Annotated in this window: 1 protein-coding gene; it reads right to left on the bottom strand. The window is 33.0% G+C overall.

Annotated features, from left to right (window positions below):
• Positions 1-519: 519 nt before the first annotated feature.
• On the bottom strand, positions 520-1,229 hold a 710-nt coding region (locus tag AC1DPZ_RS27560), incomplete at its 5' end, for a hypothetical protein (RefSeq protein WP_477409530.1).

The following is a 1,229-nucleotide window of genomic DNA, read 5'->3' as shown; positions in this document are numbered from 1 at the left end:
CTTTTCAATTCTAATTATTTTTTTAAACTGCGATTCGAACTTTATATTTCTCGGAGTCTTTCGGGCTTACTTTTTATCATTAAGATTAAAACAAACCGGGGTAGCTTGTTTTTCGGTTATTGTTTGATTTTATTTGAGTAGATGTGTCGTTACAGCAATCAACATTAGGGTAGTGACTACTTTATCCGAACATACAAAGGGTGCTTTTGGCAGGAGTTTAAGTTATTGATAGCCTGAAATGCCTTTTAGGTTATAAGCAAGGCGTTCCAGTGACCATTAACAACGGTTTCGGATTTACGCTGCAGTATGCCTACCTTGGTATTGACGATGTGTCCCTTAGTAAACCAGTTTATTGTCTGTGTCCACTATAAAACGTTCTAAATGGCAGTTTGGAAGCCATCTGATAGGCTATAGGGAATTGATATGCCTTGTTCACGCGTTGATGTTTGAGCCTGTTTCATAGATCAATATACTAATTATTCCCTGATTACTAAGTCGGACAGACTCCTGGTTAACTATTCAATAAATAGTTTGAACTTTCGAATCAGTCCGTCCTGAAAGAATTTTGCCTGATTTTAGACCAATAGCATTTTTAAATAAAATATAAATCGCCACTATCCAAATAATTAAAGCGACAATTAGATTCTCATGCATTAAATAATCCGGAAAAAAAATCAACGATGAGGGAATGAGGTTAAATATGTAGTACATTCTAATTCCAAAAACTACACCTATTAAAATACCTGCTACAATTTTATAAGATTTTTTACTGAAAATATTTTTTATCCAATTATAGTTACCCGAAAAATCAATAAAGGAAAAATAAATAACAACATGTAATATAAATGTGATATTTAAAACCAGCAAATTCATAAAATGAAATGTCCCTGCAATTAGCAACCATATGCGCCAAGCCTTTTTTGAACCAAGTAAAAAAAATATTGGTGTTAATTCAAAAACTACGCCAACAAAATCCATTAATTTAAATACCCAGAAAGGCATGCTTTTCATAAATGAAACTAGAAAATACCTTCTGTCCAGATCATACCATCCCGAATAAAGCCAAAATTCTGTCCCATTCTTGTTAAAATCAAAATTAATCCAATGTAAAGATTTATTAATTCCTGCCGTAAAAAATGCGAAGCATAAAAAAAACGCAATCAGCGAAAGGCTTTTATCCGAGGCTTTTTCATTTACCTTTTTATCAGGAATGAGAGCCAGATCGGTTC

It is taken from the genome of Mucilaginibacter sp. P4_G9, assembly GCF_056400985.1.
This window is presented reverse-complemented; position numbering and strand designations above follow the sequence as displayed.